At 34.7% G+C, this 5,844-nt stretch carries 6 protein-coding genes and 1 tRNA gene (1 of these 7 cut by a window edge); 4 read left to right on the top strand and 3 right to left on the bottom strand.

What is annotated here, in order from left to right:
- The 3 genes from WG67_RS08505 to nth form a co-directional block, all read left to right on the top strand.
- The coding region (locus WG67_RS08505) for an isocitrate/isopropylmalate family dehydrogenase (RefSeq protein ID WP_458694898.1) at positions 1 to 602 on the top strand (602 nt) is incomplete at its 5' end.
- 82 nt (positions 603 to 684) lie between these two features.
- The gene (locus tag WG67_RS03385) at positions 685 to 1,980 is read left to right on the top strand and encodes a molecular chaperone DnaJ (protein ID WP_070356906.1); all 1,296 of its coding nucleotides are present in this window, start codon (positions 685 to 687) and stop codon (positions 1,978 to 1,980) included.
- A 30-nt stretch (positions 1,981 to 2,010) separates the two neighbouring features.
- A complete protein-coding gene (gene nth, locus WG67_RS03380; protein WP_010082499.1) occupies positions 2,011 to 2,649 on the top strand; it encodes an endonuclease III in 639 nt (212 codons plus the stop codon).
- Positions 2,650 to 2,766: 117 nt separating this feature from the next.
- Here the strand turns inward: nth and dapE are convergent, their stop codons facing one another.
- Positions 2,767 to 3,963: a succinyl-diaminopimelate desuccinylase gene (gene dapE, locus WG67_RS03375; protein WP_070356905.1), complete on the bottom strand. Its 1,197-nt coding sequence runs from the start codon at positions 3,961 to 3,963 to the stop codon at positions 2,767 to 2,769.
- A gap of 42 nt (positions 3,964 to 4,005) precedes the next feature.
- On the opposite strand from dapE, the gene WG67_RS03370 reads away from it, so the two are divergent.
- Positions 4,006 to 5,262 carry an iron-containing alcohol dehydrogenase gene (locus WG67_RS03370; protein ID WP_010082501.1) on the top strand — a complete coding sequence of 419 codons (1,257 nt, stop codon included), beginning with the start codon at positions 4,006 to 4,008 and terminating at the stop codon, positions 5,260 to 5,262.
- 170 nt (positions 5,263 to 5,432) lie between these two features.
- On the opposite strand, the gene WG67_RS03365 is transcribed toward WG67_RS03370, so the two are convergent.
- A tRNA-Met gene (locus tag WG67_RS03365) sits at positions 5,433 to 5,505 on the bottom strand.
- On the bottom strand, positions 5,505 to 5,844 hold the 3' portion of the coding sequence (purB, locus tag WG67_RS03360) for an adenylosuccinate lyase (protein ID WP_070356904.1). Its footprint extends 953 nt past the window's final position; the window shows 340 of its 1,293 coding nt (coding positions 954-1,293); its start codon lies off the right edge, out of view; it ends in the stop codon at positions 5,505 to 5,507. The genes WG67_RS03365 and purB overlap by 1 nt, the downstream gene beginning before the upstream one ends.

Genomic DNA, 5,844 nt, shown 5'->3' with positions numbered 1-5,844 from the left:
TAGCCAATCCTTCTGGTCTTTTAAATGCTGCAGTGCATATGCTAATTTACATAGGTCAAGTGGGTACTGCAAAACTAATCTACGATGCATGGCTCAAGACTTTGGAGGATGGAATACACACTGCCGATTTATATAAGGAGAAAAGAAGTAAACAGAAAGTTGGTACAAAAGAATTTGCAGAAGCTGTTATAGACAATCTAGGAAAAAAACCGAAAACATTATCTGAGCTTATAATTGGCAGTGATCCAAATAGTAAAGTGGATAAAATACAGGATAATTATGAACAGGATTATAAGATTAAAAAACTAGTGGGTAGCGATATAACGCTTGCCTGGAGTAAGCCGGCTGACTTTGACCAAATAGTGAAGTTGTTTGAAACAAGTAATCCGCAGATTATAGCAATATATTCAAAAGGCCTTGCGATTTGGCCAGGAAGTTCAAAGTCTTCAAGTGACCAAATAACCTGCAGGTTCATTGCAAATAATGAAATTACAAATAGTGATGTGAATAACTTGCTAATCAAATTTGAGGAACATAATTTTGATGTGGTGAGAATGGATAAGTTGTATTTGTATGATGGGAAAGAGGGTTTCTTCTCTTAGTGGTTGCTTGATATTTTTATGCTTGTGTGAAACATTAAATATATGATACTAATAGTATCGTGTATTTATGTGAGGTGTAGTAATGAGTCAACATTTTAAGTTAACTGGTCAGGAGTTTTATGATAATAATGATCTGTTTAACGTACTAGAGAGAAAAGCTGAACAAATTGTAGGTAAGGATTATCAAGCTCTTAGCAAGTTTCTGAAAAAACAATATAATAAATTGATACTTGTAAACCATCCTGACAAAGGTGGAGACAAAAATAGATTTGATCAGATTTATAAAGCTTATCAAGAGCTAAAAAAGTACATTGAACCTTTAGAGTCAGGAAATCCTTGTGTTAAAGTCAGTGTTGGTGCTGAAAGTGATGGGCGTTTAACGGCAAGAGAGTTTCACTATAGGAGAAGTTTGTTTAATAAGCTAAAAATAAGTTTAGAGGAAGATGCTGTAGGTAAAGATTTTGATGGATTGATTTCTATACTAAAAAGAAATGACTATTCGTTTAAAAAAGATCTAGAAAAATGCATGAAACTCCAAGCTCAAATAAATAGGATTTTGCAAAATCCAAATTTAGATAATTTTAAGAAGAGTGTAGAAAGTACAAAATTAATGAAAGAGCTATATCAATATATAACAAAGCCAAGCATACAATTATTCAATTATATTACTCCTCTAGAAGAAAAGAGAAGCCTAGTTAAAGAAGATAAGAAAGCATTAGCGTTGAAATTTATAGAGCGTAAAAATGCTCTACTGCTTGTCCCAAAAATAAGTCTTCTGCCTTTAGCTCTATTAACTACAGTTACTATAGGTTGCTATTTTTCATGGTGGATCATAGGATTTAATATCATTGCTGGTAATGCCTCTCATTTATTAGTAAATTATTATATGAAAAAGTATAAAAATTCAGAAATTTCCACTGATGAATTCATGAGTAAAATAAACTATATCACGCTAGGCAATAAGCTTCTTATCAACTATCCTTTAGCTGCTTTTTCTGTTTATCTACTTACAACAAATTTCATTGCTAATAGATTAACTGTTGGTGGAACCATACTTGGTTCACTATTGTTATTGGCAGTATTAATTGAAATGTTAGCTCCTGTTTTCTCAAAAGGCTGTGAAATATATGCTGAAAAGCACACAAAAGATTTACTAGAAGAGGATCCAAGAGATAGGGTACAAAAGGAAACTGACCTGTTAGGATGGTATGATCCACGAAAACTGTTAATGCCAATTGTTATGCCTCTTATTAAAAAGTGTTTTGCGGAAGTGGTAAGCGAATTTGCTGAGAGAAATTTTGATGAAGTGAACACTAATGTGTCTGATGTTAATACTGAAGGACTATCTAAGCCTCAAGGAATTGAATTTGCACAGTAACCAGTGTAGTATAGGCTTTTAGCTCTATGCATGGACTCAAAAAAAGTAGAATTGATATTTGAAAAGTTTCAAGAATCAAATTCTGCACCAAAAATAGAGCTAAATTATATCAATCATTATACGCTTCTGGTCGCAATAGTTTTATCAGCACGGACGACCGATGTAAGCGTTAACAAAATTACAAGAGAACTTTTTAATATCGCTGATACGCCAGAAAAAATGCTGAATCTTGGGCAAAACGAGCTAAAAAAACGTGTAAATAGTATCGGTTTATATAATTCCAAAGCAAAAAATATAATCGGGCTCAGCAAAATATTGATTGAGAGGTACAATAGCAAAGTGCCTACTGATTTCGATGATTTGGTGTCTTTGCCGGGAGTGGGAAGAAAGAGCGCTAATGTGTTCTTAAATTCGGGGCTTGGCATTCCAACATTGGCAGTTGATACTCACGTTTTTAGAGTGAGCAATAGAATTGGGCTTGTGAAAGAAAAAGATGTGTTTAAAACAGAGCAATCTCTTTTAAATGTGGTTCCCAAAAAATACCTGCTTTATGCTCATCATTGGCTAGTTTTGCATGGTAGATATGTTTGCAAAGCACAGAAACCTTCGTGTGAAACGTGCATAATTCATGATTTATGTGAATTTGAGTGCAAAAGGTATAAAGTCTAGTATTTCTTCTTTTGTCATCCAAGTAGCTATAGAAACGAAAAAACTTACTTGACACATTTTGCTGGAATGACACCAGTTGTTATTCAGACAACAGTTATGCAAGAGATCTGATTACATCTAAGCTAACAATGGACCACTAGATATATTACTAACTACGTTGACCTGATTCAATATTTTATTAGTGGGATTGAAATAAATTTCTATAAATTCCTTATATATAGCTGTTAACTTGTGTATATCGTTTACTGATACGCATTCGTTTATCTGATGTGCAGTTTTGTTGATTATACCAAATTCAATCACTGGACAAACATCTTTGATAAACGCAGCGTCAGATGTGCCACCACTTGTGCTAAGTATAGCATCAATGTTGGTAACCTTACTTATTGCATCAAGCATAATATCAGTATTTCTATCGGGAGTAGAGAGGAAAACGTCCCTGCTGCTATGCATAGAAAGTTTATAATCGTTAGTTACACTGGAGCATATTTCATCAATCAGCTTATATAAGCCACCCGGTGTTTGTTCATTGTTATATCGAATGTTAAAACGTGTAGTTGCTGAGCCAGGTATTAGATTGCTAGTATTATTTCCAACATCGATAGTAGTAACTTCGCAATGTGAAGGCTGAAAATATTTATTACCATGATCAAAAGTAGTATTTTTTACCTTACTCAATATCGATATTACCTTATATATTGGATTGTCTGCTAGGTCTGGGTAGGCAACGTGCCCTTGTTTTCCATGGCAAATTAATTCAAATGTTACAGAACCTCTTCTGCCTATTTTTATGGTATCACCTAATTTCTCACTACTGGTTGGTTCGCCAACCACACAAAAATCTATCTTTTTCTGCTTATTTTTCATCCATTCCAAAACTGCCTTTGTTCCATATTCTTCCATGCTTTCTTCAGCACTGGTAATCAATGCACTTATTGAACCATTAAATTGAAACTTCTCTGCAATCAAATTTACCATAGCAGCAATAAATGCAGCTACTCCGCTTTTCATATCAGCGGCCCCTCTTCCATATAGCATTCCATCCCTCACTTCTGGTTTAAATGGACCAAATGCCCAATCTTTTAACTGACCCGGTGGTACAACATCAACATGCCCAGCAAAGCACAAATTTGGTACTCCATTTATATATTTCGCATAAAGATTTTTAACTTTATCACCAAATTCTAAAATCTCACAATCAAAGCCGCTCTTCTTGAAGATTGTTGCTATATACTCTATTGCCCCGCTGTCTTCTGGTGTTATACTCTCAAAAGAGATCAATTTCCTAGTTAGCTCTACAGGGTCAATTTTCATGTCAATCTTAAAATACTTATACTGCTATATTGTAAACACTCTATGCACTATTTAAAACAAATATTACATCAAACCGAACAAACTTTTCTAAGGGAAGTAATAACAGATTACCACCTTGCTGATGATATCTATGAAATATGCACACAACACGGAAATGACATCTTTCTAGTTGCAGATGAAAATACAGCAAAACTTTTAAACAAAAACGTATTTAATAAAATTTCTCATTTAATTATTCCAACCCCACCTGCCATTCCAGTGTCACGCGCTGGGATGACATCAAGTAGAGAAATGACACCAAGCAGAGCTGCCTCTCTTGAAACCGTAAATCTAGTGAGAAACAAAGTAAAAGACAGTGACTTAATAGTTGCATTTGGTAGCGGCACCGTTAACGATATCTGCAAATATGCAAGCTACCTCGAGAAAAAAGATTATATATCCTTTCCAACAGCCGCTTCTATGAATGGATATACATCCGCAAATGCTTCAATATTAGTAAATGGATATAAAAAATCGTTCAAAGCACATCTTCCAAGAGCAATATATATAGATATAGACATACTTGCCAATGCGCCACTGCGCCTCACATTAAGCGGATTTGCAGATTTCATTTGTCGTTCAACAGTTCAGGCTGACTGGCTACTATCTCATTTGTTGCTTAGCACAGAATACAATGAATTACCTTTTACACTTGTTCACGATTTGGAGCAAATTTTGCTAAGAGAATATACGGCGCTTACTAAAAGAAGTGGAAAAGAGGTCCTATTACTTATGGAAGTTCTACTAATTTCAGGACTTGGAATGGTGATGTCAAAAGGCAGCTATTCTGCAAGCCAAGGAGAGCATATGATAGCTCACGCAATGGAAATGGTAACAAAAGATTACTCCTCACTACATGGTGAAAAAATTGCTGTCACAACGATTACTATGGCTAATTTACAGGAAAAGATATTATCAATACAAAACCCGATTATCAAACCGACCACTTTAGATGTAAAACATATAACTCAGTACTTTGATAATATCGAATTTGTAAGAACCTTTGAACAGAAGCAAATTATGCAGCAAAAAATCCAAGAGATTATTTGTAAAGAATGGCATAATATTTCCAGTTTAATTAAGCAAAATTTACTACCTGCAAAACACCTGCAAAAAATATTTGAAGATCTATCAATTCCACACTTACCAGAGCACCTCAGTTGGAATAAAGAACAATATTGTAAAGTGGTCGATCTTGCGTTTACAACAAGAGATAGATTCACCTTTCTTGACTTAGCTAACTGCATAGAAGAAAGTTAAGTTTTGTAGTGAAATTCTGTCATTTAAAGAGATCATAGGCCAAAAGCTAAACCCTTTTCACAATCTCTTATCCATTGTCTCCTCACCTGAGTGGATATACAACTCATTCCAAGTAACTGACACTGGGTTTCACCAATAGCACTGCTTTGCTAAACATAGTTTAGTTCGAGTGGCTGAGGAGGGACTTGAACCCCCGACCAAGAGATTATGATCCTCCTGCTCTACCAACTGAGCTACTCAGCCTAATTAAAAACCTTATTATACACACGATCTATATGTTTCGTATAATACTTCAAATCAAACAAAGATTCAAGTTTTTCCGAGTTAATAACCTTAAGTAAGGGTTTATCTTGTTTCAATTCGGCCAGAAAATCACTGTTGTTTTGTTTCACTTTCATTGCATTGCTCTGAACAATTTTATACGCCTCTTCCCTCGCCAAACCACTATTTACTAACTCAAGCAATACACGCTGTGAGAAAACTAAACCTTTTGAAGAATTTAAGTTCTTTTCAATGTTTTCCTTATTGATCACCAATTTATCTATCAAATCTGTTAATCGCACTAAAGCAAAATCCATTGTT

Origin of the sequence: Wolbachia endosymbiont of Drosophila incompta (assembly GCF_001758565.1) — a bacterium.
Lineage (GTDB): Bacteria > Pseudomonadota > Alphaproteobacteria > Rickettsiales > Anaplasmataceae > Wolbachia > Wolbachia pipientis.
The sequence above is the reverse complement of the archived record's forward strand: the minus strand, read 5'-3'. Positions and strand labels throughout refer to the sequence as shown.

Bases quoted from the DNA above. Each gene is read 5' to 3' on its own strand.
- WG67_RS03385 (WP_070356906.1), top strand. From the start codon at position 685: ATGAGTCAACATTTTAAGTTAACTGGTCAGGAGTTTTATGATAATAAT.
- nth (WP_010082499.1), top strand. From the start codon at position 2,011: ATGGACTCAAAAAAAGTAGAATTGATATTTGAAAAGTTTCAAGAATCA.
- dapE (WP_070356905.1), bottom strand. From the start codon at position 3,963: ATGAAAATTGACCCTGTAGAGCTAACTAGGAAATTGATCTCTTTTGAG.
- WG67_RS03370 (WP_010082501.1), top strand. From the start codon at position 4,006: ATGCACTATTTAAAACAAATATTACATCAAACCGAACAAACTTTTCTA.